The sequence below is a fragment of the Gloeocapsa sp. DLM2.Bin57 genome, assembly GCA_007693955.1.
Classification (GTDB): Bacteria; Cyanobacteriota; Cyanobacteriia; order Cyanobacteriales; family Gloeocapsaceae; genus Gloeocapsa.
The window spans coordinates 1-25877 of record RECR01000096.1; the positions used below are offsets into that span (position 1 = coordinate 1).

The window sequence follows — 25877 nt, forward strand, 5'->3', positions numbered from 1 at the left end:
GTGTGGGGGTTGACAAAGTACGCTTATTTGACCTACAATTTTAGATAATGGGAATCTGTCTATTAATATCTATATTTGTAATTAATTATAGTTATCAAGGTTGACTGACCTAACTTCTTCCCTCTTGCCTCTTCCCTCTTGCCTAATTCCTTTCAGTCAAAATCTCATAACCATCAGCGGTAACTAAAATAGTATGTTCAAATTGAGCAGACAGAGAATTATCTACAGTTACTACAGTCCAACGATCGCTCAAAGTTTTGGTAAATTTTGAACCCTGGTTGACGATTGGCTCAATAGCTAAAGTCATTCCTGGGCGTAATGTAGAATTTGGTAACTGATTATTGCGGAAATTAAATACAGCAGGTGCTTCATGTAGATTTCTGCCTATACCGTGTCCTGTATATTCTTCGACTACGCTATATCCTTGGGCTTTAACATAATCTTCGATCGCTCCTGCGATATCCAAAAGACAATTACCTGGTTTTACTTGTGCTATAGCGAGAGCTAACGCTTCTTGGGCTACTCTTTGTAACTTTAAGGCTTCTTCCGAGGCTTGACCTACAGCTATAGTGATACATGAATCAGCGTGATAACCCCGTTGATGTGCACCTGTATCAACCTTAAGTAAATCTCCTGCACGAATTATTTTATTACTTTTGGGGATACCGTGGACTACTTCGTGATTAATCGAAGCGCAAATCGAACCAGGGAAACCATGATAACCTTTAAAACTAGGGATTGCACCCATTTCCTCAATGCGTTTTTGAGCGTAGGTATCTAAATCGGCGGTAGTCATACCTGGTTCAACCATAGCGGCTATCTCTGCTAAGACAGTAGCCACTATTTTACCGCTATGGCGCATAATATCTATTTCTGCTGCCGATTTTATTTCTATACCGCGACGACTTTGACGCATTACTGGAGGTGAAGAAAGTTGTTTACGAATTTGGGTAAATAAGAGATTTTGAATTATTTTCATTCTTTAACAAAATCGAGAATCAAATAACCCATCCAACCGAAACGACTAATGATCGCTAAACCCTCGGTGGTATTAAAAATAGTTGAGTTGGGATTAGCTTCTCTCATGATGCGATTGACGATGGGATAGGTTGGTAAAGTATTTTTAGTGATATCTACCACTGTAGCCAATTTAAATCCAGTTTTTTGAGCTAATTCCTGATACTGTGACAGAGAGATAAAGCTGAAGACGGGATTACTACTTTTAGCTGTTCCATAGGTGGTAGCAATACGGGGATTAAGCTTATTTTCCCAATATTGCCAAATTCCTGCAAACCAAGGTACAGGGAGAAAGTCACAGATAGTTAACTTTCCTCCTGGTTTGAGTAACCGATAAGCTTCTTGGAAAAATTCTAACCGACTAGGAAAAGCAAAAATACACTCTACCGCTAGAAGGCGATCGCCTTCTAAACTATCTAAGGGTATGGCACAAGCGTTAGCGTTAATAAAGTCTATGCTATTATTACCTTTAGGCTTAACTAACTCCCGTGCTCTTTTAATTTGTTCTCCATCAATATTGATTCCCGTTAACTTGAGATAATCAAAATGATCATTGAGATAACTAATTGTCCCCCCAAACCCACAACCTACGTCTAATATCGTCTGATTGTCGCTAATTTGGGCTATTTCTACCATTTTCGCGCTTAGTGCTTCTGCAGCCCCGGCAAAGTCTTCTAATGTTCCTGTCGCTGATTGTGGATTCTCCCAATAACCCCAATGGATGTGTTTGCCAAAAGCCATCCCAGCGGTGCGATCGCCCTTGTTTATTCTAGTGGGTAAATTATCAAAATATGGTGATGGTTGAGACATAGACTACCCCAAGGTTTTGAGAATTTGTAACGACTCTTCTACATGAGCTTTGAAATCTAACATAGAATCAAAAATATGTCTAACGATTCCCTCTTTATCGATAACGTAGGTCACACGTCCTGGTAAAATAAACATAGTTGCGGGTACACCAAATAGTTTGCGCACTTGGTTATTTTGGTCACTCAACAAAGTAAAAGGAAGATTGTATTTACCAGCAAAACGTACATGAGAATCAACAGAATCCCCACTAATCCCGATTACTTCTGCTCCAACCTCGCTAAAAACCTCATAACTATCTCTAAAAGCGCAAGATTCTGCTGTACAACCTGGTGTATCGTCTTTAGGATAAAAATACAAGACTACGTTCTTTTTTCCCAAGAAATCACTTAATTTGACTGTTTGACCTGATTGAGAGGTCAGAGCAAAATCTGGAGCGCGATCGCCTACTTTTACCATCTTAAGATAATCCTTTATGCTTAATCCCCGAGAAATATATAATTTACTCCTCGACGCTAGTCAAGTTGATCATAGCGTCAAAGAGATTGTAATTGGCTTAACCTGGACTATGTGTCAAAGCGATGCTATTGGCTTAGCTATGAGTCCTGGTATCCCTAATCGTACTTTACCTTGGTCGGGCACTTTAGTCAATCAACCCCTAACTAATCTTACCCCTTGGTTACGTTCTTGGGATATTTATGAAGCTACAGTAGGTATGGCTGCGGTTAATGCTGCTATCAATAGTCAATCTACTTTAATCTGCCAAGCAACCCCTATCACTACTAATAAATCTGCTAATTTAGCCGTTTTTGACCATTTTCTCCCCCAAATACGTGGTAAAAAGGTGGTGGTTATTGGTCGTTATCCTCGTTTAGCACAATATGAAGCAGAGATGGAAATCACTGTAATTGAACGTCAACCAACGGGTAATGATTTACCAGATCCCGCTTGTGAATATTATCTACCTGATGCTGATTGGGTGTTTCTGACGGCTACTTCTATCGTCAATAAAACTTTCCCTCGTCTGGTCGAATTAGCACAAGATGCTCAATTAGTGTTAATCGGTCCTACCTTACCTTGGTTACCTGAATTAGCACAAATGGGGATTAATTATTTAGCAGGGGTTAGAGTTACCAATCCAGACGCTTTAAGACAAACTGTTGCTGAAGGTGGAGGAGTGAGAATTTTTGAGACGGGAGTCCAATACTGTGTACTTGAATTGATTTTATGATATTATAAGAGATTGCAGTGTTTTTTAAATAAATCAACAATGGCTTTAACTCAAGAACAAAAACAAGAAATCATCGCTCAATATCAAATACACGAAACCGATACAGGGTCATCGGATTTACAAATTGCTTTTTTGACTAACCGTATTAACCAACTCACCGAACACCTGAAAATTAACCCTAAAGATCATTCCTCTAGATTAGGATTGTTGAAAATGATTGGTCGTCGCAGACGTCTTTTGGCTTATATTAATAAACAAGATAGCAATCGCTACCAACAACTGATCAAACGTCTTGGTCTTCGTCGTTAATATTACCTCAAAAACTATGGCTTCTGAGTCTTCACGGGAAAAAATACCTTTTGAACCACGTCAAAAGAAGAAAAAATCTCCTCCACAAACAACTGAACCTACACCAATTAAATCACCATACCGCGAAAACTCTGCTTTTGATACCAATAAGGCTAATTTGTCCGCTATACCCGATATAGTCAGTAAGCGGATGATTACTCGTATGATGGCTTTTGCGGGTATTCCTACTTTCTTGGGAATATCATCTTTTTTTATGTTTTATTGGATTGTCAGTAACGAGTTATTTAAAGTACCAACTACCGCTGTAGTATTAGTGACTATGGGTCTTTTCGGTTCAGGAGTTATTGGTTTAAGTTATGGGATTCTCTCAGCTTCTTGGGATGAAGATACAGCAGGAAGTTTTTGGGGTTTTAGAGAATTCCGCGTCAATTTTAGTAGAATGACTTCAGCTTGGCAAAGCGCCAGAAAAGAAGCTAAAAACAGTTGATATGCTCCCCATCCTTTTAGGTTGGGGATTTTTTAGTTAAAATTACCATAATCTATAATCTATTCTTAAACTGTTGATAAAGTTTACTTAATACAAAGGTTTTATGATAGTGACTGACTGAAAGTAAACTTAAATTTATTGAGAAAAATGTCACTTATTACAGAGGTTGAGGTTTTAAATAACCCTGAATCTACTCCAGACTCAATTCGGTTTATGACTTTCAACAGTGCTCTAAGCGATCGCCGTACAGAAGAAGGTCAACTAATAGAAATTCTCCAAGAAACAGATTATGAACTAGCTCAAAATAATGCAGCAATTATTCAGTATCTTCGTCCTGAGATTCTACTCTTACAAGAATTTGACTATGATCCTAATGGTGAAGGAATTAGTCTATTTCAGCAAAATTATCTAGAAATTCCTCAACAGGTAGATGGCTTTAACCTAGATCCGATTGAGTATAACTATGTATATATTCCGCCTACTAACACTGGAGAGTTAGCCTCAGTAGATTTAAATAATGACGGTCAAATTGCTTTACCTAATGATGCCTATGGTTTTGGCAACTTCCCCGGTCAATATGGTATGGTTGTACTCTCTCAATACCCAATTGAGCAGGATAATGTGCGAACTTTTCAAGAGTTTCTCTGGAAAGATATGCCAGGAGGTTATCTAGAAACAAATATAGGTGCAGAAGGAACAACGCCCTTAACTGAATATTTCTCTGCCGAAGCGATCGATGTACTCAGGTTATCATCTAAAAACCACATTGATGTACCAATTAATGTTAATGGCGAAACAATTCATGTTTTAGCTAGTCACCCCACCCCTCCAGTTTTCGATGGTGCAGAAAAACGTAATTTAAAACGCAATAACGACGAGATTCGTCTTTGGGCAGATTATATATCAGGAGGCGATCGCGCTGAATATATCTACGATGATCAAGGTAATGTCGGTGGTTTAGCAGCAGGGGCTAGATTTATCATTATGGGTGATCAAAATGCTGATCCTGTAGATGGTGATTCTGATAAAGGCGATCCTAGCTTAGGGCGTGGGGCGATCAATCAAATTTTAACCCATCCTAATGTTAATACCAGCGTTACTCCCTTTGCTGCAGGGGGTGTAGAAGCAGCCTATCTACAAAAAGATAGCAACCCAGAAGTTTACAATCAGCAAGGTAATCCAGGTCATGATACTTCAGGCTTTGACTTAAGAGTAGATTATGTTTTACCCTCGGATAATTTAGATATTAAGAGTTCAGGAATTTTTTATCCCGATACACAAGATCCCCTTAACCGAGATATATTTTTACCTGAAGGAACGTTTGAAACTGATCAAGCTAGAGATGGATATGATAACAGAGTCTCTGATCACCATGCTGTTTTTGTAGATATCAGCCTAGGCAATAATAGCGACGACGTATTCAGAGTAAATCTCTTTCATCAGTCTGATCAAGAAGGATTTGCCGCAGCTCCTCAAGATGCTAATCGTAATGCAGCGGTAATGAACCGTTTACGCAGTCTTAACGATGATCCTACTCTCTTTATTAACTCAGGTGATTTATGGATCGCAGGATTATATCTAGATGCTAGTGAGGCAATCTTTGGATTAAAAGGCTCAGGACAAGTAATGATCAATAATTACTTAAACTGGCAAACTGTTACTTGGGGTAATCATGAATTTGATATACCTACCGACGAAGTAGCTCAAGCTATCACTGCTAATCCTGATTTGTCTATCGGTTTAAATAATGTTTTTGTTCCTGTAGAAGAAGATTATATAACCTCTGCTAATGGACGTACTGATAATTCCTTTACCGTTGCTGTAGAAGAAACTGAGAATGGAGAAGAAACCGTTCGGACTTTACGAATTCATGGTAATGTCGCTGATTTAAGTAGCCCTCTTTACGAAGTAGCTGATTTAGGTTCAATTCATCTTCATAATGCTGCTGATGGTGGCGCAGTGGTTGCACCTTTAGAAGTTAATGCTACTGAAGATCGATTATCAGCTTATTTCACAGGGGTAATTACTTTAACCGAAGAGTTGGAAGAAGCCTTAAATAACGGCGAACTCTATGTCAATGTTCATAGCGAAAACTATCAATCAGGAGAAGTTAAATCAGTATTAAATCTCGATCGCACCTATCCTGGTACTTTCTTCCCCTATATGAGCAGTAATATGGACTTTGCTGCTGATCCTTATTTAGGTCCACTACAAGTAGAGGGAATGCGCTCCGCTCAAGGTTTGGGTAATCAAACAACCATGGATCCACTTTATATCGATGTTGGTGGAGAAACTTTTGCTGTGGTAGCCGCTACTACCCCCACTATGCCTTCTTTGGCTTCTAATTCAGTGGCTAATGGTGGTATAGTCACTCCTGAAAATTGGGTAGCTGATGAACAAGGTTATGATGATCTAGCCGCCCTCATTCAAGAACAAATTGATCGGGCGATCGCAGGTCCAGATAACATTTTGGGTACTGAAGATGATGTCAATAAAGTAATCGTTGCTACTCATATGCAAAGGATTAATATTGATATCGATGAGTTAGTTCCCCGTCTTAAAGATGTAGATGTTTACATTGCGGGTGGCTCTAACACTATCTTCCAAAATCGAGCTAATCCTCTCTATCCTGGTGACGAGTATCAGATTGAATCCTATCCCCTGCTTCTAGAAAATGCTGATGGATTACCCACCGCTGTAGTTAACACCGATATGAATCATGAATACCTCGGTTATCTACAGTTAGAATTTAATTCAGATGGTGTAATCGTCAACGATTTTAATGGTGATGGTCAATATAACTTCGGTACAGACCTAGATTTTGATATCAGTGTTAGTCGTGCTTATCCTGGTGATATCAGTCAAGTTGAGGCTCTCAATGCTACCAATTTATACGATTCTCGTATCGATAATTTAGCCACTGCTTTGAGCAATCAAATGAACGATAAAGACTCTCGTTGGTATGGTATCACCGATGAATTCTTAAATGGACAAAGACTAGGTGGTGATTTTGACGGTGTCCGTAACCAAGAAACTAACTTAGCTAACCTGATTCACGATAGCTACATTTGGTATAGTCGATTCTGGGATGAAGATGTAGTTATTTCCATGAGTAATGGTAGTGGCATCCGCGCTTCAATTGGACAGATTTTACCCGATAATAGTCGCACCCCCAATGATGCTAACGAAGCTGTAGGTAAACCTGCAGGAGGTATTAGTCAAGCAGACATAGAAAGTGCTTTAGCATTTAATAATAGTATCGCTTTAATTGATATTACAGGGGAAGAACTTAAAATAGCCCTAGAGTCAATTAACGGTTTAGGTAACGGTGATGGCGATAATGGTGCTTACCAAGTTGGCGGTTTCGCTTATTCCTTTGATCCAGATCAACCCGAAGGAATGAGAGTACGTAATGCTCGTTTCCTCAACGAAGATGGTAGTTTAGGTGACTTTATCATTCAAGATGGTGAAGTTATGACTGGAGCTCAGGTCTTTCGTATGGCTACTCTAGGTTTTAATGCTAGTCGGATCTTTAGCTTTATTGAGAATCAAAATCGTGTCAATCTCGATCCTAATGATCCTCAAAATTCTACTGGAGGGGTTATCGCTGAAACACCTGCTGATCTTCCTAATAACGCTCCTGTATTTGGTAACGGTTCACAACAAGATTCTCTAGCAGAATATCTCTATCAATTCTCGCGCATGGGAACTGATGATCCCTCCGATGATGTACCTTTGGGTACTCCTGATACTCTCAGAGAAGAAGATACTCGTATTCAAATTCTCTCTTATCGTGAAGACTCTCTAGCGTCAGATTCTCCTGTAGAACCTCCTATTTCTGAATTACCCCAAAACGTTTTTGGTACAGATGGAGACGATCGCTTTGATAGCGTTTTACCAGGAGAGAAAATGTTTGTAGGTGCAGGTCAAAATCTCTTTACTGGTGCTGGTAATGATGTAGTTGACATTACTTTAGCCAATGGTGGTAACCGCATTGATTTAGGATCAGGAGACGACCTGATCTTTGCAGGTAACGGAGATCGCCTTATCGCTGGCTCTGGTAATGATATTCTGTTCCTCGGTAATGGTCAAGGTAACAATGTGGTTACTGGTGGACCAGGTGCGGATCAATTCTGGTTAGTCACTGATTCTGAAGATATACCCCCAATGGCTCAAACTATCACTGATTTTACTCCAGGAGAAGATGTCATCGGCTTGGCTACTACTGATTTTAGTTTTGAAGATTTAAATATTACTCAAAGCGGTAGCAATACTGTAGTTAGTCTGACACCTGCTAATCAAGATTTAGCCATTCTGCTGAATACTCAAGTTTCTGAGTTGACAGAATCTAGTTTTGTTTTTGCTTAATTACTTACCTATAGGGGCGCAAGCTTTGCGCCCTAGGGTGTAGTGAAAATAAACTAAGAACTAAATTAGTCATTATTTAATTCATTAATAATATCATCAATATTACCACGAAAAACTTGTCCTTGTTCATATTCTTGTCGTGCTTGATTAATGTTATTGGCAATTTCTTCCCTTCTTTTTTCCATTTGTCTATGTTGAACAATATTAATTAAATCCTGTTGTTCATCAAGAGAAAGACAATCAATCATTTCTAAAATTTGGTGAAATTGAACTGGTGATGACACTGTAGCTTTTTCCTTTAAATGCGTTTTAGCTTATCAACAATCAAGAAAAGCCCTCCTGAAGCAGGGCGTTTTTAACCCATTTTTTTGATAAATGTCTCAAATAGTGCCTTATTGACTGATCTGCTGACCTGGAGTATTTTTAGAATTGGCTGATCTTCCCCATTGGTCATTTTTGAGAATGACGCTTCCTTCTTCTGCTTGTTCTAAAACCAACAGAGGAGTCGGTCTAGCGCGCTGATCCCAACTTACTACTACTACTTTACCATTGATCGTGGGTGTCCAATTATCTTGACTATCATCAGGACAAAGATAATATTCTATACAGACGATAATCTCATCTACAAGACTAGAACTAGTGCGAAGCGGTAATTTAGTCAGTTTGATTTGGACACGAAATAAAACATTAGTTCGCCATTGTCCATTAGTTTCTATTTCATAAGTAACATCAAAGGTTTTATCGACTTTGCGTCCACTAGTGTTAGCTATTCCTACAGTGGTTTCTCTTTTGGTGTCTGGTCGTAATGCCTGAGTAATAAGTTGTTTAACTTTTATTTTAATTTGGTTAACGATAACGTAGTGAAAAACCTCCTCATCCATGCGCATTCTCAAATAATCCAGGTTAAAATCACGAGAATGTACCAAATCAGGGTTAGTTTCCATTTTCTGAATAGTGCTTAAAGCTAATTTCAGCTTTTTTTTAAGATCTTTATACTTATATTCTTCTAGACTTAAAGCTTTAGTTTTTTTCTTGAGTTGCCATTGACTATAAAGGAAAAGAGCAAAAAATAAACCAGCTAATGCTATAGGTATATAGGTTAACACTCGTCCCGCCATATTGTTTGCTTGGGCTGAGTCGGTGTTAGGTGCTTGGGCAATTACCTGTGTTTGAGCTATTGTGGCTTTTTCGGGAAACCATGAATAAGACATTGTTGTTAAAATACTTTTAATGGTTATTATAGGGTGCAAGGACAAAAAAGCTTAAGACACTGCTACAATAGCTAGCTCAAACTCAAAGGCAGCACCCGACAGTCTTAGCTATTGAGCGTCAGTATAGCACATTTTTGACTTGTGAGCTAATTTAAACATACTCAGAAAATCAACCCTTAGCATCAGTATTTTTTCTGATACCTATTCAATTCAAATAATAACCAAAGTGCGCATCTTACAGATTATACCTTCTCTTTCCTTGATTTATGGTGGTCCTAGTCAAATGGTTTTAGGATTGTCTCAAGCTTTAGCCTCAGAGGGGATAGATGTTACAATTATTACTACAAATGCTAATGGTGATCAAGGACAACTACCCTTAACTGTACCACTAGGAACTCCTGTAAGACAAGATGGTTATCAGGTTATTTATTTTCGTTGTTCACCTTGGCGACGTTATAAGTTTTCCCTAGGGTTATTAACTTGGTTATACAGAAACGCTAATAACTATGATTTAGCTCATATACACGCTTTATTTTCACCTGTGAGTACAGCAGCAGCTAAAATCGCTCGTTATCGACAATTACCCTATATTTTACGTCCTTTGGGTACTTTAGATCCAGCTGATTTGTGCAAAAAAAAACAACTTAAGCAAATATATGCTTATTTATGGGAAAGAGATAATTTAGCTCACGCTCAAGGAATACATTTTACCAGTGAACAGGAATGTCAAATCTCAGAACGTTTTGGCTGTCAAACTAAAGATTTAATTAGACCATTAGGAGTAAATATACCCTCAGTTATGCCAAAATTAGGGCAAGGACGTCAGAAATTGGGGATAAATGAGCAATCACTACTGATTCTGTTTATGTCGCGTTTAGACCCCAAAAAAGGACTAGAATTATTGATGACAGCTTTAGAGAATATCTACTCTGACGGGGTGGATTTCCAATTAGTCTTAGCGGGAAGTAATCCCCAAAATCAAGAATATGAACAACAAATTAAAACTCGCGTCTCTCAATCTGTTTTAAAGTCTCGAACTCATTTTACAGGTTTTGTAGAAGGTGAGTATAAATATGAATTACTACGAGATGCCGATTTATTCGTTTTACCCTCATACTATGAAAATTTTGGCATCGCAGTAGTAGAAGCAATGGCGATGGGAACACCTGTGGTTGTCTCAAAACAAGTATATATTTATGAGGATATAGCCCCAGGAGGTTGGGTATGTGATAATCAGGCTAAGGATTTGACTAAGGTTTTGTTAGAAGCTTGTCAAAATGAACAATTAAGACGAGAAAAAGGAGAAAAAGCCCAAAAAATCGCCCAAGAGAAGTATAGTTGGCAAGCGATCGCTCAACAAATGATTACAGCTTATCAAAATAAGGGGAAAACCGAATAGATCTAGTGGTGAAATTCCTAAACTAAGATAGTAACAGAATCAGAGACAATGAGAAAATAAAAGCAAGGAGAAGAGATATGACTGTATTAGAAAAAGGTAACATCACGATTCACACAGAGAATATCTTCCCGATTATCAAAAAATCACTCTACACAGATCACGAAATATTTTTACGGGAATTAATCTCTAATAGCGTCGATGCGATCGCTAAATTAAAGATGGTAGCTTACTCAGGAGAGATTAGCAGAGAATTAGCCGAACCCTTAATAGAAATTAATATTGACACAGAAAATAAAACCCTCTCAGTCAGTGATACCGGAATTGGTATGACAGCTGAAGAAATAAAAAGATATATCAATCAAGTAGCTTTTTCTAGCGCGGAAGAATTCATCAGTAAATATCAAAAAGACGCCAATGATTTAATAGGTCATTTTGGTTTAGGCTTCTATTCTAGCTTCATGGTAGCCAAAAAAGTAGAAATCGATACCTTATCCTCTAAAGATGGCGCAGAAGCTGTACACTGGTCTTGTGATGGTTCACCAGAATTTGAATTAACCCCTTCAGAACGTACAACACCAGGAACAACCATTACACTGACTCTCCTAGATGATGAACTAGAATATCTCGAAAAAGCCCGCATTCAACAATTAATTAAAACCTATTGTGACTTTATGTCAGTTCCCATCAAACTAGATGGAGAAGTAATTAATAAACAGCGATCGCCCTGGAAAGAATCAGCCCAAAACCTGACAGAAGAGGATTATCTAGAATTTTATCGTTATTTGTACCCCTTTACCGAAGATCCGATTTTATGGGTACATCTCAACACAGATTATCCCTTTTTACTTAACGGTATTCTCTATTTTCCTAAACTACGAGGAGATATAGACATTACCAAAGGACACATTAAACTGTTCTCTAATCAAGTCTTCGTCAGTGACCATTGTGAAGAGATTATACCAGAATTTTTAATGCCCCTACGTGGTGTGATCGATAGTCCTGATATTCCTTTAAACGTTTCGAGAAGTTCTCTAACTAACCATCGTACCGTCAGACGTATCGCTGACTTTATCGCCAAAAAAATAGGCGATCGCCTCAACAGTCTCTATAAAGAAAACTATCAGGTTTATACTCAAGGTTGGCAAGACTTAGGAACATTCGTCAAATACGGTTCACTCAAAGACGAAAAATTCAAAAAACAAGTAGAAGATATCATCATCTACCGTACCACCTATCAACCAGAAGATAGTCAAGATAGCGATAACTATACCACACTGAAAGCTTATTTAGAGCGCAACCAAAGCAAACACGAAAACCGCGTTTTTTATTGTACAGATCCAGATACCCAGAGTACTTATGTAGAATTGTACAAAAAACAGGGAATAGAAGTATTATTCCTCGATACCTTTATCGATGCTAACTACTTTATCCCCTTCCTCGAACAAGAGTATCAAGACGTGAAATTCTCTCGGGTAGATTCTGAATTAGATAAAACCCTCTTACAAACAGATGAAGAGACAGAATTAGTTGATCCTACCAGTAATAAAACTCGTTCGGAAGTCATTAAAGAACTCTTTGAGAAAGCACTCAATAAACCCCGAGTTAACGTCAAAACTCAATCACTCAAATCTGATGACCCAGATTCTACCCCACCTGCGATGATTTTGCTACCTGAAGCGATGCGACGTCTGCAAGAAATGACTGCGTTAATGCAGCAAAAAAACATGACTTTTCCCGAAGATCATGTATTAGTGATTAACACTACTCACCCTTTGATCGATAACATTTATCAAATGAGTAAAGGAATGATTGTTCAGGAAACAGGTACATCAAATACACAAGAGTTAGTAGATTTAATGTGCCAACACGTGTACGATTTAGCTTTAATGGCGCAAAAAGCCTTTGACGCAGAAGCTATTAAAGGATTCCTCGAACGTTCTAATCAAGTGTTAACACGATTAAGCAAATAGTATTAAAGTAGATAAAGGGTTAGTTCGTCTAACCCCCTTTTTTTATCTTAGTAGTTTAATCGTGATCAACTTTAACTCTTGTTTGAATTCAACAACTACTCTTATGTACATCTATTATCCCCTTGGAGCGATCGCCTTATTAATAACCGTGGGTATGGTGATATATTTAATCACCCCTCGTCGTTATCAATCTTCAGCAACAGTAGCCAACTCCTATGACGAATGGACAGAAGATGGTATTTTAGAATTTTATTGGGGAGAACATATCCATCTAGGTTATTACGGTTCACCTCCACAAGGCAAAAACTTTTTACAAGCTAAATCTGACTTTGTCCATGCCATGGTTAAATGGGGAGGATTAGATAAATTACCCCGAGGGACAACGGTTTTAGACGTAGGTTGTGGAATTGGCGGAAGTAGTCGTATCCTAGCTAAAGATTATGGTTTTGCAGTCACAGGTATAACTATAAGTCCTCAACAAGTCAAACGCGCACAAGAATTAACCCCTAGTGAAATTACGGCTCAATTTGCGGTAGATGACGCTTTAAACCTATCTTTTGGCGAGGGGAGTTTTGACGTAGTTTGGTCAATTGAAGCAGGACCACATATGGAAGATAAAGCTAAATTTGCGCAAGAATTAATGAGGGTTTTAAAACCAGGAGGAATCTTAGTAGTAGCTGACTGGAATCAAAGATGTGAGTCGAAAAAACCTCTCAACTTTTGGGAAAAACTAGTTATGCGTCAATTGTTGGATCAGTGGTCTCATCCTGCTTTTGCTAGTATAGAAGGCTTTGCCGAACTTCTCAGCGCTACAGGATTAGTGGCAGGAGAAGTTATGACCACGGATTGGACAAAAGAAACCCTACCTTCTTGGTTAGATTCTATTTGGCAAGGTATAGTTAGACCTAAAGGTTTAATCCTTTTTGGTTTCTCAGGATTCCTCAAATCTCTTCGAGAAGTACCTACTATATTACTTATGTACTTAGCATTTAGTACAGGTCTTTGTCGTTTTGGTATGTTTAAGGCGGTTAGAACTACAGCAGATTGTCAAGAACTACAAGAAGTTTAATTATGACTTTTATTCACATCCCCAAACCATGGCAAAGTAAAGAAAATCAGGCAACCTCTCAGGAGGTTTACTTTAATCGTCGTCGTTTCCTGAAAGCAGCTTTAGGAACAGGTATTATCGCTAGTATCGCCCCTTTAACAGGTTGCCAGAAATCCCTCTCGGAAACTACCTTAGAAAAAACCCTAGCATTACCTACTATACCAGGAGTAACCCCTAACCCTAACTGGCAAAACGTAGATAGACCAATGACTAAAGAGATATTAGCTGGTCAATATAATAACTTCTACGAATTTGGTAGTAATAAAAAAATCTGGTTAAACGCCCAAAATTTACCTACTGACAATTGGCGAGTAGAAGTAACAGGATTAGTTAAATATCCCCAAACCTATGATTTAGATGACCTGAAAACCAAATTTCCCCTAGAAGAGAGAATCTATCGTTTTCGTTGTGTGGAAGCTTGGTCGATGGTTTTACCCTGGGTTGGCTTTCCTATGGCAGCCTTAATTAAAGCAGTTGAACCCGATTATAGGGCAAAATTTGTCAGGTTTACCTCTTTTTATGATCCTGAAATTACCACAGGTCCTGCTTTTCATCTGGGATCATTACCATGGCCCTATCAAGAGAGTTTACGTATTGAGGAGATGGCTAATGAATTAGCTTTTTTCGCAGTAGGTATCTATGGTCATGATTTACCCAAACAACATGGGGCGCCCATACGTATGGTTATTCCCTGGAAATACGGTTTTAAAGGGGCTAAATCCATCGTTAAAATTGAATTTGTCGAGACTCAACCAGCTACTTATTGGCATACCTTAGTTCCTAATGAGTACGATTTTGAGGCTAATGTTAATCCCACTAAACCTCATCCTCGTTGGTCTCAAGCTACGGAACGCTTTATCAGTAATGGTCCTGGTTTAACTTGGGAGGTTAAGGAAACTCTACCCTATAATGGTTATGGGGAGTATGTATCTTTATTGTATTAATATAAGTTAATAGCTTTAGATCATGTCCGTTTAATTAGTTATGGCGACTGCTATAATTCATCCAACAAGTAATTGTAATAAAGATTTAGTAATAGGAAAATTAGTCTGACGTTCAAAATATAAGAACATCGGACTAAAATTAGCCTCTAAAAACACATATTCACCATCAGGAGTTAATCGCCAATCAATAGCAGTCCATTCTAACCACAAAGCGGGAGTAATCTTTAAACAATCATTGATGAGAGAATCTGGTAATTGTACGGGTAATAACTGTGTTTGCTTATCCCGGCGAAAATCTACAGAGTTACTACGAATTTCAGCGCTATAAACCGATTTACCAATAACATAACTTCTGATATTTGTACCTGGTATATACTCTTGCAGAGTAATCGGAGAAACCTTTAAAACTCTGTTGAGACGTTGAGTATCTAAATAATCTTGAGATAAAATACCCGTATGAGCACCCCCATAAACTGGTTTAAAGATAACCTGGGGATAACGTTGAGCAAATTCTAACACTGCTTGAGGTTCATTGGTGATTAAAGTATCAGGGATTCTAACTCCTAGTTGTTGTACTTTTTTTAGTTGTAAAGGTTTTTCCCGATGAAATTGATAAGCTTGCCAAGAATTAACCCAACGGATGGAACTTTCTTGTAAAAAAGTCCTTAGAGTACTCATACTATCATTATGGGCTATTTGATATTGTTGGCGATCTTCTAATTTAGGAATCTTGACAGGATACATAGTACGCCAAAAAACACTACTAATCTCCTCAAAGGCAAGAATGTCACCATTAGGGAGTTTTAACCTTCCTTGATGATTTTGAGAATAGCAAGATAAACTAATTTGCCCAGGAAACAAGGATGTATCAAGATAATGTGCATCACATCCTTGTTTTTTTAACTCTGTTAGTATGTGTACTGCGTGAGGTTCAGTGTTATTCCCTAATACTAAAATAGACATTATACTTAGAGAAATGATAAATCAGTATCACCGTTAGTTAGAAAATCACCAACTTCGTTAAAGAATCCCCCTTCTTCTCCCATAGCGCGAGTACTTATTTCAGTCTCGCCAACAGGTGGTAGAATACTAACTAATCCTCCCCCTTCTTCTCCTACAGCACGGTTAGTGGCTAGTTCTTCTGGTACGATATCAAGATCACTATCATCAAATCCACCCTCTTCTCCTATCGCTAGAGTAGTCACTTCCCCTTGATCAAGTAAAATATCACCATCGTCGAAACCACCTTCTTCTCCTATCGCTTCAGTACTAAATTGGATATCATCAATAATACCATCATCAAAACCACCCTCTTCTCCCAACGCTAGAGTAGTTATTTCTACGTCGTCTGTTGGCGGTAAAATGGCAGTTTCATCATCAATAATACCATCATCAAAACCACCCTCTTCTCCCAACGCTAGAGTAGTTATTTCTACGTCGTCTGTTGGCGGTAAAATGGCAGTTTCATCATCAATAATACCATCATCAAAACCACCCTCTTCTCCCAACGCTAGAGTAGTTATTTCTACGTCGTCTGTTGGCGGTAAAATGGCAGTTTCATCATCAATAATACCATCATCAAAACCACCCTCTTCTCCCAACGCTAGAGTAGTTATTTCTACGTCCGAATTATCGGGATTTTCTACTTCTCTCATTGCTATACCAATATCATCCATGATTCTTGCTCCTTTACTTTGATAAAGTTTAACTCCAGTAATATTACTATTTTCTGCTAATTCTTCCCAATTATCCACTAAAGAAATATTAATATTTTTTGCTGTTTCCCCTGGTTGGAAAATGAGTAAATTATCTTCAGGAATGAAAGGATATTCTGCTCTATCTACATCAGCAAATGTAAAATATCTAACGTGAATCGGTATTTGACTCTGTCTATTTAGAGATACAGTAAACTCTATGGTATTATCTTGAACCAATCCATCACTAATACTGATATTTCTTCCAGATAATGTTGTGTTAACAATTGGTTGAAATATGCCATTTTGTCTGATTGGTTGATTGAGAATACCACCTACAGCTAGATAACTAACTTCTTGAGGAGAAAATTGCGCATTTTCTGGCTCTGATAGTTGAATCCCAAAAGTTTTAATCTCATTTTCTGTTTGATTGGCTAAGATTTCTACAGTAATGTTTTGAGTTAATTCTCCTGGTGCAAAAGTTAATGATCCCTCTTGATGAGTAAAGTCTTCATCTGCCGTTGCTGAGAGAGAAAATGTGTTATAGTTAACTGTAATCGGTTCTTGACTTGCTTCTGTTAAAGATACCGTAAATTCTAATTGGTTATTAGTAGCTGTTGGTAAAATTATTTGATTATTAGCGATAGAAATAATGGGTTGAGCTTCTCTTAAGTTTTGTTGTAGATCATCCTTAATAGTGACGATCGCTACATCATCAGCTATTGTGGCGTGGTTTGGGTTAAAAATCTTAACTCCAAATGTTTTATCACCTTCGGGAATATCATCGTTATTAATATCGATTATTATCTGTTTTTCTGTTTCACCACGTTCAAAAATTAATCTACCTTGTTGGGGGATAAAATCTCGCCAACCTACAGCTTGATTGTCGTAATCAAAGGTAAAATATCTCAGGCTAACTCTTCTGTTCGGGTGAGGATTGTCTAAAACTACATTGACTGCTACTCTACCTTCTTCCTCAAAAGCTTCTGAGTTTTCTAGAGAAATATGCGGCAATTCAAAAGGATGGGCTACCATGACTAAAAACCTACCATTCTCGCTTATATCTAGTATAGTCAAAAGATTTTGTTACAGTGTTAACATATTTAAACTTGTAAATCTGATATGATAGAATGTTTGTAGAAAATTAACAGTGTTTAGAGAACTCTTCTCTCTCTAGATATAGCAGCAAAGGAGTTAAGCACAAGTGGTTACAGAGATTAAATCCCCACAAAACTATGAAAATCAAACCCAGGAAATAGCTAAACAACTACTAGAGATGAGTAGGGAGAAACGCTCATTCTTAGGAAGCATCAGTTTAGAAGATAAGCTTCTCGGTTGGGCGATGAGTAACCCTAATCTACGGGTGCAACTATTTAGATTTATCGATGCTTTACCAGCTTTGCAGAGTAAGAGAGAAATAGCTCGTCATCTACAGCAGTATCTCGGTGATGAGTCGGTAGAGTTACCAGGAGCTTTAAAAGGTGTTCTTAATTTTACTGATGCTAACTCAGCTCCAGCACAAATAGCAGCAGCGACGATTACTAAATCGGTAGAATCTCTCGCTTATAAGTATATCGCGGGAGAGAATATTAAAGAAGTAATTAAAACGGTAGAGCGTCTGCGCAGAGACAAAATGGCGTTTACTATCGATTTACTCGGAGAAGCGGTAATTACTGATGTAGAAGCTCAATCATACCTGGATAGATATATAGAATTAATCGAAACTCTCAGCGAACAAAGTAAAAAATGGTCAAAGGTAAGTGAAATAGACGAAGCTGGGGGAGAATCTTTACCTAAAGTCCAAGTTTCCGTCAAATTAACCGCATTTTACTCTCAATTTGACCCAATCGATCCAGTGGGAAGCAGAGAGAAAGTGTGCGATCGCCTGCGGATTTTGTTAAGAAAAGCTAAAGCAGTAGGAGCAGCGATCCACTTTGATATGGAACAATATCAATATAAAGACCTAACCTTCTCTATTCTTAAAGATTTGCTCCTAGAAGCAGAATTCCGTAACCGTAGAGATATCGGAATAACTGTACAAGGATACCTCAGAGATTCCTCTCAAGATTTAGAAGGTTTAATTCAATGGGCGAAAACTAGAGGCACACCAGTAACCGTAAGATTGGTTAAAGGTGCTTATTGGGATCAAGAAACGATTAAAGCACAACAAAATCATTGGCAACAACCAGTATATAACGAAAAAGCAGCTACAGACCAAAACTTTGAACGCTTAATTCAATTATTGCTGGAAAATCATCAATATCTCGATGCAGCGGTAGGCTCTCATAATGTACGATCTCAAGCTAAAGCGATAGCGATCGCCGAAAATTTAAATATACCTCGTCGCAGTTTTGAAATGCAGGTACTCTATGGGATGGGGGATTCTCTAGCTAAAGCCTTAGTAAAACGTGGACACCGTGTGAGAGTCTATACACCCTATGGTAACCTCTTACCTGGTATGGCTTATTTGATTCGTCGATTATTAGAAAATACCGCTAATAGCTCTTTCTTAAGACAGAGTCTCGAAGATAAACCCGTAGCAGAATTAATCGCACCTCCAGTAGTAACTAAGGTAGAAACACATCAAGAAACCCCAGAAGGAGTTTATAGGGGAGCAGCTGATACAGATTATAGTGATCAACAATTACGATCACAAGCCGAACAAGCCTTAAATCAAGTAAAAGCTTCTCTAGGTAAAACCTATTTACCCTTGATTAATGGCGAATATATTAATACTGTTAACGTCATTGATTCAGTTAACCCGAGTAAACCAACAGAAATAGTGGGCAAAATCGCCCTAATCGATACAGAGCAAGCAGAAACAGCCCTGCAAGCAGCAGTAGCAGCTTTTCGGGCTTGGGCGAAAACTCCCGCTAGTAAAAGAGCCGAAATCCTGCGTAAAGCAGCCACAATCATGGAGAGACGACGCTATGAGTTAGCCGCTTGGATTTGTCTAGAAGTAGGTAAAGCACTCCGTCAAGCTGATGCAGAAGTATCCGAAGCGATCGATTTCTGTAACTATTATGCAGCAGAAATGGAACGTCTAGACTCAGGTTATAACTACGACGTCGCGGGAGAAAATAACCGCTATGTCTATCAACCTCGCGGTATCACCGTGGTGATTTCACCCTGGAATTTCCCGATGGCGATCGCTATGGGCATGACTGTCGCAGCTTTAGTTACAGGTAACTGTACACTACTCAAACCCGCGGAAAACTCCTCGGTTATCGCTGCTAAAATTACTGAAGTGTTAGTAGAAGCGGGAATACCACCAGGAGTATTTCAATTTATCCCAGGAAAAGGCTCTCAGGTAGGAGCATATCTGGTTAAACACCCTCAAGTACACCTAATCGCTTTTACAGGCTCTCAAGAAGTAGGTTGTCGGATTTATAACGAAGCTTCAATATTACAACCAGGACAAAAACATCTTAAACGCGTTATCGCCGAAATGGGGGGTAAAAATGCGATTATTGTCGATGAAAGTGCGGATTTAGACCAAGCAGTAGTAGGAGTGGTACAGTCGGCTTTTGGTTATACTGGACAAAAATGCTCCGCTTGCTCCAGAGTAATTGTGCTAGAAACGATTTATCAAACCTTTTTAGATCGACTCACCGAAGCGACACGCTCTTTAAATATTGGACCGGCTGAACATCCTAGCACTGAAGTAGGTCCGGTTATAGACGCGACAGCGCGCGATCGCATCTTAGCATATATCGCTAAAGGCAAAAGTGAAGCAACCCTATTATTAGAGAGAGAAGTACCTACAGAGGGTTATTTTGTCAGCCCTACTATCTTCGCCGATGTTCCCCCTGATGCTACTATCGCTCAAGAGGAAATCTTTGGACCTGTGTTAGCTGTAATTAAGGTTAAAGACTTTAAGGAAGCTTTAGAGGTAGCTAATGGTACTAATTACGCTCTTACAGGTGGTTTATATTCTCGTACCCCAGAACATATAGATTTAGCTAGTCGCGATTTCGCTGTAGGTAACCTCTATATTAATCGTAACATTACAGGAGCGATCGTTGCTCGTCAGCCCTTTGGTGGGTTTAAACTCTCAGGAGTGGGATCTAAAGCAGGTGGCCCTGACTACCTATTGCAATTCCTTGAACCTCGCTTAATTACCGAAAATATTCAACGCCAAGGTTTTGCACCTATTGAAGGAGCAGAATAAATTAAGTTGGGGCGCTTTTTGAGAGTGCCCTACTATTGATCTTGTGTTCGTTCAACACTACCAAAAAAGATTGGTTCTACTCTAATAGCGATAATACTCGAAGGACGAATGACCATATATTCACCCTGAATGTTTTTAATGGGAACGTTGATAAAATCGTCTGAGTGAGCTTTTGGTGTAAGATGGTTGGTGTACCATTGCTGGAAATCTTGAATGGTAGAAAAACGAATCTCTTCTCGATGACCACCAGTTAAAAATAAATGTACTCCGTATTCGTCTGCTTTTCTGGGCATTATTAATAACTAAACAAATTAAACTTCTGTAACATTGTTGTTAGCATTGGCAAGAGGGTTTTTGACAATTCCACAACATTACTAAAATTTAACTGTTGATGGGTTACTATGTCAAAGGGAAAATCACCCTCTAAATCTTCTCTGTCTCTTTTCACTAATAATATCTGTTGAGGGTGTTTAGCTCTGAGTGCATAGCCAATCTCTAGACAAACGTTAGGTGATGGTAATAACAGGGCATTTTCTCCCTGTTTAAACACTGTTAGGGGAGAGATATCGGCTATAAATAATAAACTCTTGCGAATTTTACGTAGTTGTGAGTCACTCATCCTGGTTGACTCTTCTGTTGATCTGATCGCCATTTCTAAGGTAAGAGGAAAGCGTAACTTCTGATTAAGTTCTGCGATACTCTTGTTTAAGACTTCTAACAAGCCCTCGTAGGCGATCGCATCTTCTCTTTGATAGCTAAAAAAGACGATCGGATTAAGAGAGGCTAATAATTCCTGTTTTGTGAAATAAACCTCTTGAGAGATTAAGTCTATGTTAGCGATGACATAACCACCGCTTCCCTCTATATAAAATTCTACTTTCTCTCCTTCGAGATAACGTCTAAACCATGTGGATGCTTGTACTTGTTGACTGTCGTCTAAAAAGTCTGCTCTCAAACCAGACTTCAACAAGCTATTTCTACTCAAGCGTAGATCATGGGGTCGTTTGACTATTTCTGTGAGGGGTTCGTACTGTTCAATATACCAAGCTTTTAGGGCAATTATCGCCATTTTACAACTATTTCAGACGATGGCAAATTCTTTTACTTGATTATTTTAGCAGTATTTGCTCACATCTTCACCACATTCTGCTAAATAAGAAAGAGCGCGAAAACGCAAACTCATTAACTCGTCATAAACAGGGTTAATTTTACACAAAGGTGGAATTGTCAGTAGAGTTTTTCCCCAAACTTTGATAGTTCTGGCAAAAGGACATTGAGAGGGGATCAACTTACAAATACGATGAGCTAGTGAAGAATTGTTTATTTCAAAGTTATCTAGCCATTTTCTGAGAGGAAGTAATAAGTCTATTTTTACTTTTTTATTAGCTTTTTTTTCCTCTTCTGGATAATGCCAATGCCATAAAATTATCTGCTTAACTGTATAATCGGTTACGTCCATGATTATTACTTCCTTAGTCTAGTTTAAACATTATTAATCTTTATTTAAGCTATTGTTAATAATTTCGCTTAATAGAGATAAATACTGTTATATGGGCTCTGACTTTTACAGGTTTCTATTCTATTAATAACACAAATTTTTCAAAAAGGACCGGAAATAATGAAAAATATTGATAATATCTATGTATAAATTGCTTAAGGATATTTAATAAGTAAAAAAACTTAAACTTTCTAGTTGTTTAAGTCTAGTTTAAACTATTATAATAATTATTAATAGCACTATTACTTAAGTGTTTGCCCTATGAATTTACACTCCTCATCTGTTTATGGTCCGGTTACCTCGTGGCGTTATGGAAGCTCTTTAGGAATAGATCCCATTGGGAGTATTTCTACTTGTTCTTTTGATTGTGTTTATTGTCAACTTGGGGAAATTAAGCGTAAAACCAGAGACAGAGCGGTTTATGTGACTACAGAGCAGATTCTCACAGATTTACAACAGGTAGATTGGCAAAATAGTGATATTATTACTCTTAGTGGTAATGGTGAGCCAACTTTAGCGCTGAATTTGGGAGAAATTATCACGACAATCTCTCAACTTACGAAAAAACCGACTCTGGTTTTAACCAATGGAACTCTACTTAATTTACCCGAAGTAAGAGAAGCTTTAAATTTAGCCAGCAAAGTTTCTATAAAATTAGACGGGACAGATTTTGACCAGGTTAGACGCATTAATCGTAGTGTAGAAGATTTTAACTGGTCTGAACTTATCGAGGGTATGCAAACTTTTGCCGAACAATATCACGGAGAACTGAGTATTCAAACTATGATATTATCTCCTTGGAATGCTCAAACACTCAATCGATATACCGAGATTGTCTCAACCCTAACACCCCAGGAAATTCAACTTAATTTACCCCTTCGTCCTAAACCCTTAGTCCATCAGCTTGACGGAAGAGGTAACCACTCAACTGATGGAAATCGCCCTTATCAAGTAAGAAAATTAAACTGTGTTAATGCTGAGGTAGTAGAAGGAATCGCCTTTACCATTAACCATATCACTAATATACCAGTGCGTTTACCGAAGCTACTGTAACTTAATAAAATTCTCTAAAGCTAAAACCATGTCATCGGGCCAACGACGAACATTTTTAACCCAATCTAAATCTAGATAACTTCTATCTAATCCTAAAGTAGATACCCAATTACTCTCGGCTTCTCCACGTAATCCTTGATTCCAGAGTACAGCGGTTAAAGCTGCTCTAGCATCAGCAAACAGAGGATACCTCCGTACTAGATTACGTAATTCTTTTAACGCAGCTTCTTTTTCTCCTAATTGATATAAGACTAAAGCGCTATTTACTCTAGCTAGGGCAAATTGGGGCTGTAACTCTACCGCTTTCTGATAGTCTCTTAGTGCTTCAGAAAAATGTTTTAACCCTGCTTGAGCATTACCCCGATTATTATAGCCCATAGCGTCTGTTGCATCGAGACTTAAAAGGCGATTGTAATCGGCGATCGCTTCTGTAAATTTACCTTGTGCTTCTAATACTGCTCCCCGATTCAGATAAGTATCTGGTAGCAAAGGAGCGATCCTAATAGCTTGATTATAATCTTCGAGAGCCTCTGCTAACTTATTTTGTCCTGCACGAGCGTTACCACGATTACTCCAGATAGCTGGATTGTCTGGGAATTCGTCGATTAATTGAGTCAAGTAAGCTTCTGCTTGAGCATAATTTCCCGCTGACATAGCGGCGATCGCCTCTTTATTGAGATTATCACCTTGTCCTATGGTTGTTGCTAAAAACAGGGATAACGATAGTATGACAGTAAAAATATTACTTAGCATTTTATCTGAGCCAAAAATAGTCTATCTTAAATGTTGTTCTCAGCGTAATTTGTTACCAGTTTTCCATAATCGTTATCTAATCAATTTAATTGTTGAGTAAGGTTTGAGCATTGCTGCTCGCCCCTCCTCTGGAAAGCCCTATTTGTTCATCAAGCTTCAACTTGTGCTAAAGCTGCTTCTAAAGAAGGGTGAAGGGGAAGAAAACTCTCTAGACGAGCAAGTTTTACTGTTTGAGTCACCCGAGCGTTAGTAACAATTTGTAAAGTTCCTCCTTCATTTTGAGTTGCTTTGACAATTTGTACCAATACTCCTAACCCGGAACTGTCAACAAAATCAATTTGAGATAGGACTAATACTAAATTTTTTGGTCCTGTCTCTAGACAAGAGAGAATTACCTTGCGACAGGTTTGTTCCGAGTAAGCATCTAAAAGACCAGTTAAACGAATAATTTGATAATTTTCTCTGACTTCTCTTGTCCCCCTTAAACTGAGAGTCAGATTTAGTTGTTCTGCAATAACTTCCTCCTTAGATTCCTTAGTCCTAAATATTTGGTCTAAACATTCTAGCTCAATTTACTTTTTTTGGCGCATTAAATCTACAAATTGTTTAAAGAGATAATCAGCATCGTGAGGACCGGGACTAGCTTCAGGGTGATATTGTACCGAGAAAAAGGGTAATTTTTTATGTTTTAATCCTGCTACAGTGCGATCATTTAGATTAAGATGAGTAATTTCTAATTCAGGACTTAAAGAATCTGCATCCACAGCAAAACCATGATTTTGACTAGTAATTTCTACTTGTTGTTGAGCTAAACCCGCGGGTTGATTTAATCCTCTATGTCCAAACTTTAATTTAAAAGTTGTCGCTCCTAGAGACAAACCGAGAATTTGGTGTCCCATACAAATACCAAAAGTTGGTTTACCCTCTTTTAAAAGAGCTTTAGTCAATTCTACCCCTTCACTAACCGCTGCGGGATCTCCAGGACCATTAGAGAGAAAAATCCCATCAGGATTATACTTAAGGATTTCTTCAGGAGGAGTACTTGGGGGAACAACAATTATCTTGCATCCATAACTAGCTAGACGACGGAGAATATTTTTCTTAATCCCAAAATCAATAGCTACTACAGTTAAAGGTTGCTCACTATTGGCTGTTTTACTCTCGCTGAATTCCCAAACAGAGTTAGTGGTTTCGGACCACTCATAGATTTCTTTTGTACTTACTTCCTGTACTAAATTGAGTCCCGCCATTGAAGGAGCATCTTTTGCTACAGCTAATAACTTTTGGTCATCTAAAATTTCGGTAGAAATTGCTCCATTCATTGCTCCTACAGACCTAATTTTACGGGTCAAAGAGCGAGTATCAAGACCATAGATACCAGGGATTTTATATCTATTGAGGTAATCAGATAAAGACTCAGTGGAACGCCAGTTACTAGGTCTTTTAGCAATATTACGACAAATAACCCCTTTGACGTGGGGTTGAGATGATTCTTCATCTTCGGAGTTAACTCCAGTGTTCCCTAATTCTGGATAAGTAAAAATAACTATTTGACCTTGGTAACTAGGATCTGTCAATACTTCTTGGTATCCTGTGATTCCGGTATTAAAGACTACTTCTCCTACAGTAGTTCCTTGATAACCAAAGGAAAAGCCGTGATATGTTGTTCCGTCAGCTAAAACTAATAAAGCTGGTCTAGCTTGTATAATGGGCATAAGCAATTGTTTTAATCAATTTTTTACTATAACTTACCAGAAAAAAGATATCATATAAACGTATATAGTTTTAGTCAACAAGTAAGTATTTGTACTTGAATGTTAACAAAACCAGACTTAAATATTTAACTAACCTTTTAAA

At 38.2% G+C, this 25877-nt stretch carries 23 protein-coding genes; 10 read left to right on the forward strand and 13 right to left on the reverse strand.

Features of this window, described 5'->3' with window-relative positions; genetic code table 11:
• Positions 1-142: 142 nt before the first annotated feature.
• The 3 genes from map to EA365_12665 are packed head-to-tail and all read right to left on the reverse strand — an operon-like array spanning position 143 to position 2283.
• Positions 143-979: a type I methionyl aminopeptidase gene (gene map, locus EA365_12655; protein ID TVQ43338.1), complete on the reverse strand. Its 837-nt coding sequence runs from the start codon at positions 977-979 to the stop codon at positions 143-145.
• Positions 976-1827 (reverse strand): class I SAM-dependent methyltransferase, encoded by an 852-nt coding sequence (locus EA365_12660; GenBank protein ID TVQ43339.1) that lies wholly within the window; start codon positions 1825-1827, stop codon positions 976-978. Before EA365_12660 ends, map begins: the two co-directional genes overlap by 4 nt.
• A gap of 3 nt (positions 1828-1830) precedes the next feature.
• Positions 1831-2283, reverse strand: coding sequence for a peroxiredoxin (locus EA365_12665; GenBank protein ID TVQ43340.1), 453 nt, complete (start codon positions 2281-2283; stop codon positions 1831-1833).
• Positions 2284-2299: 16 nt separating this feature from the next.
• Between EA365_12665 and EA365_12670 the strand changes: the two genes are divergently transcribed.
• The 4 genes from EA365_12670 (at position 2300) to EA365_12685 (ending at position 8219) form a co-directional block, all read left to right on the forward strand.
• On the forward strand, positions 2300-3055 hold the full coding sequence (locus EA365_12670; protein TVQ43341.1) for a hypothetical protein: 756 nt from the start codon (positions 2300-2302) through the stop codon (positions 3053-3055).
• Positions 3056-3094: 39 nt separating this feature from the next.
• The gene (gene rpsO / locus EA365_12675; GenBank protein ID TVQ43342.1) at positions 3095-3364 is read left to right on the forward strand and encodes a 30S ribosomal protein S15; all 270 of its coding nucleotides are present in this window, start codon (positions 3095-3097) and stop codon (positions 3362-3364) included.
• 16 nt (positions 3365-3380) lie between these two features.
• On the forward strand, positions 3381-3851 hold the full coding sequence (locus EA365_12680) for a DUF3464 family protein (GenBank protein ID TVQ43343.1): 471 nt from the start codon (positions 3381-3383) through the stop codon (positions 3849-3851).
• Positions 3852-3998: 147 nt separating this feature from the next.
• Entirely contained in the window at positions 3999-8219 is a 4221-nt protein-coding gene (locus EA365_12685) for a CHRD domain-containing protein (GenBank protein ID TVQ43344.1), read from the forward strand.
• Positions 8220-8284: 65 nt separating this feature from the next.
• Here EA365_12685 and EA365_12690 read toward each other — a convergent pair whose 3' ends face one another.
• Positions 8285-8503 carry a hypothetical protein gene (locus EA365_12690; protein TVQ43345.1) on the reverse strand — a complete coding sequence of 73 codons (219 nt, stop codon included), beginning with the start codon at positions 8501-8503 and terminating at the stop codon, positions 8285-8287.
• A 108-nt stretch (positions 8504-8611) separates the two neighbouring features.
• The gene (locus tag EA365_12695) at positions 8612-9430 is read right to left on the reverse strand and encodes a hypothetical protein (GenBank protein ID TVQ43346.1); all 819 of its coding nucleotides are present in this window, start codon (positions 9428-9430) and stop codon (positions 8612-8614) included.
• A 226-nt stretch (positions 9431-9656) separates the two neighbouring features.
• On the opposite strand from EA365_12695, the gene EA365_12700 reads away from it, so the two are divergent.
• The 4 genes from EA365_12700 (at position 9657) to msrP (ending at position 14851) form a co-directional block, all read left to right on the forward strand.
• Positions 9657-10829, forward strand: coding sequence for a glycosyltransferase (locus tag EA365_12700; protein TVQ43347.1), 1173 nt, complete (start codon positions 9657-9659; stop codon positions 10827-10829).
• 77 nt (positions 10830-10906) lie between these two features.
• A complete protein-coding gene (htpG, locus tag EA365_12705) occupies positions 10907-12799 on the forward strand; it encodes a molecular chaperone HtpG (GenBank protein ID TVQ43348.1) in 1893 nt (630 codons plus the stop codon).
• 103 nt (positions 12800-12902) lie between these two features.
• A complete protein-coding gene (locus EA365_12710; protein TVQ43349.1) occupies positions 12903-13868 on the forward strand; it encodes a methyltransferase domain-containing protein in 966 nt (321 codons plus the stop codon).
• Positions 13869-13870: 2 nt separating this feature from the next.
• Positions 13871-14851 carry a protein-methionine-sulfoxide reductase catalytic subunit MsrP gene (gene msrP / locus EA365_12715; protein TVQ43350.1) on the forward strand — a complete coding sequence of 327 codons (981 nt, stop codon included), beginning with the start codon at positions 13871-13873 and terminating at the stop codon, positions 14849-14851.
• A gap of 57 nt (positions 14852-14908) precedes the next feature.
• Here the strand turns inward: msrP and EA365_12720 are convergent, their stop codons facing one another.
• Positions 14909-15814 carry a hypothetical protein gene (locus EA365_12720; protein ID TVQ43351.1) on the reverse strand — a complete coding sequence of 302 codons (906 nt, stop codon included), beginning with the start codon at positions 15812-15814 and terminating at the stop codon, positions 14909-14911.
• Positions 15815-15819: 5 nt separating this feature from the next.
• The gene (locus tag EA365_12725) at positions 15820-17580 is read right to left on the reverse strand and encodes a hypothetical protein (GenBank protein ID TVQ43352.1); all 1761 of its coding nucleotides are present in this window, start codon (positions 17578-17580) and stop codon (positions 15820-15822) included.
• Positions 17581-17749: 169 nt separating this feature from the next.
• Here EA365_12725 and pruA point away from each other — a divergent pair, with 169 nt between their 5' ends.
• Positions 17750-20716 (forward strand): L-glutamate gamma-semialdehyde dehydrogenase, encoded by a 2967-nt coding sequence (pruA, locus tag EA365_12730; GenBank protein TVQ43353.1) that lies wholly within the window; start codon positions 17750-17752, stop codon positions 20714-20716.
• 32 nt (positions 20717-20748) lie between these two features.
• Here the strand turns inward: pruA and EA365_12735 are convergent, their stop codons facing one another.
• The 3 genes from EA365_12735 to EA365_12745 are packed head-to-tail and all read right to left on the reverse strand — an operon-like array spanning position 20749 to position 22175.
• A complete protein-coding gene (locus EA365_12735) occupies positions 20749-21009 on the reverse strand; it encodes a hypothetical protein (protein ID TVQ43354.1) in 261 nt (86 codons plus the stop codon).
• Between the two features lie 2 nt (positions 21010-21011).
• Positions 21012-21785 carry a hypothetical protein gene (locus tag EA365_12740; GenBank protein ID TVQ43355.1) on the reverse strand — a complete coding sequence of 258 codons (774 nt, stop codon included), beginning with the start codon at positions 21783-21785 and terminating at the stop codon, positions 21012-21014.
• Between the two features lie 45 nt (positions 21786-21830).
• Positions 21831-22175: a nitrogenase gene (locus EA365_12745; protein TVQ43356.1), complete on the reverse strand. Its 345-nt coding sequence runs from the start codon at positions 22173-22175 to the stop codon at positions 21831-21833.
• Positions 22176-22475: 300 nt separating this feature from the next.
• Here EA365_12745 and EA365_12750 point away from each other — a divergent pair, with 300 nt between their 5' ends.
• The gene (locus EA365_12750) at positions 22476-23267 is read left to right on the forward strand and encodes a radical SAM protein (protein ID TVQ43357.1); all 792 of its coding nucleotides are present in this window, start codon (positions 22476-22478) and stop codon (positions 23265-23267) included.
• Here the strand turns inward: EA365_12750 and EA365_12755 are convergent.
• The 3 genes from EA365_12755 to EA365_12765 form a co-directional block, all read right to left on the reverse strand.
• Complete coding sequence (locus EA365_12755) at positions 23259-24020, reverse strand: tetratricopeptide repeat protein (protein ID TVQ43358.1); 762 nt, start codon at positions 24018-24020, stop codon at positions 23259-23261. The genes EA365_12750 and EA365_12755 overlap by 9 nt on opposite strands.
• Before the next feature lie 149 nt (positions 24021-24169).
• Positions 24170-24568 carry an anti-sigma factor antagonist gene (locus tag EA365_12760; protein TVQ43359.1) on the reverse strand — a complete coding sequence of 133 codons (399 nt, stop codon included), beginning with the start codon at positions 24566-24568 and terminating at the stop codon, positions 24170-24172.
• Between the two features lie 24 nt (positions 24569-24592).
• Positions 24593-25735 carry a carbamoyl-phosphate synthase small subunit gene (locus tag EA365_12765; GenBank protein ID TVQ43360.1) on the reverse strand — a complete coding sequence of 381 codons (1143 nt, stop codon included), beginning with the start codon at positions 25733-25735 and terminating at the stop codon, positions 24593-24595.
• Positions 25736-25877: the final 142 nt, after the last annotated feature.

Bases quoted from the DNA above. Each gene is read 5' to 3' on its own strand.
- map (TVQ43338.1), bottom strand. From the start codon at position 979: ATGAAAATAATTCAAAATCTCTTATTTACCCAAATTCGTAAACAACTT.
- EA365_12660 (TVQ43339.1), bottom strand. From the start codon at position 1,827: ATGTCTCAACCATCACCATATTTTGATAATTTACCCACTAGAATAAAC.
- EA365_12665 (TVQ43340.1), bottom strand. From the start codon at position 2,283: ATGGTAAAAGTAGGCGATCGCGCTCCAGATTTTGCTCTGACCTCTCAA.
- EA365_12670 (TVQ43341.1), top strand. From the start codon at position 2,300: ATGCTTAATCCCCGAGAAATATATAATTTACTCCTCGACGCTAGTCAA.
- rpsO (TVQ43342.1), top strand. From the start codon at position 3,095: ATGGCTTTAACTCAAGAACAAAAACAAGAAATCATCGCTCAATATCAA.
- EA365_12680 (TVQ43343.1), top strand. From the start codon at position 3,381: ATGGCTTCTGAGTCTTCACGGGAAAAAATACCTTTTGAACCACGTCAA.
- EA365_12685 (TVQ43344.1), top strand. From the start codon at position 3,999: ATGTCACTTATTACAGAGGTTGAGGTTTTAAATAACCCTGAATCTACT.
- EA365_12695 (TVQ43346.1), bottom strand. From the start codon at position 9,430: ATGTCTTATTCATGGTTTCCCGAAAAAGCCACAATAGCTCAAACACAG.
- htpG (TVQ43348.1), top strand. From the start codon at position 10,907: ATGACTGTATTAGAAAAAGGTAACATCACGATTCACACAGAGAATATC.
- EA365_12710 (TVQ43349.1), top strand. From the start codon at position 12,903: ATGTACATCTATTATCCCCTTGGAGCGATCGCCTTATTAATAACCGTG.
- msrP (TVQ43350.1), top strand. From the start codon at position 13,871: ATGACTTTTATTCACATCCCCAAACCATGGCAAAGTAAAGAAAATCAG.
- EA365_12720 (TVQ43351.1), bottom strand. From the start codon at position 15,814: ATGTCTATTTTAGTATTAGGGAATAACACTGAACCTCACGCAGTACAC.
- EA365_12725 (TVQ43352.1), bottom strand. From the start codon at position 17,580: ATGGTAGCCCATCCTTTTGAATTGCCGCATATTTCTCTAGAAAACTCA.
- EA365_12735 (TVQ43354.1), bottom strand. From the start codon at position 21,009: ATGCCCAGAAAAGCAGACGAATACGGAGTACATTTATTTTTAACTGGT.
- EA365_12740 (TVQ43355.1), bottom strand. From the start codon at position 21,785: ATGGCGATAATTGCCCTAAAAGCTTGGTATATTGAACAGTACGAACCC.
- EA365_12745 (TVQ43356.1), bottom strand. From the start codon at position 22,175: ATGGACGTAACCGATTATACAGTTAAGCAGATAATTTTATGGCATTGG.
- EA365_12750 (TVQ43357.1), top strand. From the start codon at position 22,476: ATGAATTTACACTCCTCATCTGTTTATGGTCCGGTTACCTCGTGGCGT.
- EA365_12755 (TVQ43358.1), bottom strand. From the start codon at position 24,020: ATGCTAAGTAATATTTTTACTGTCATACTATCGTTATCCCTGTTTTTA.
- EA365_12765 (TVQ43360.1), bottom strand. From the start codon at position 25,735: ATGCCCATTATACAAGCTAGACCAGCTTTATTAGTTTTAGCTGACGGA.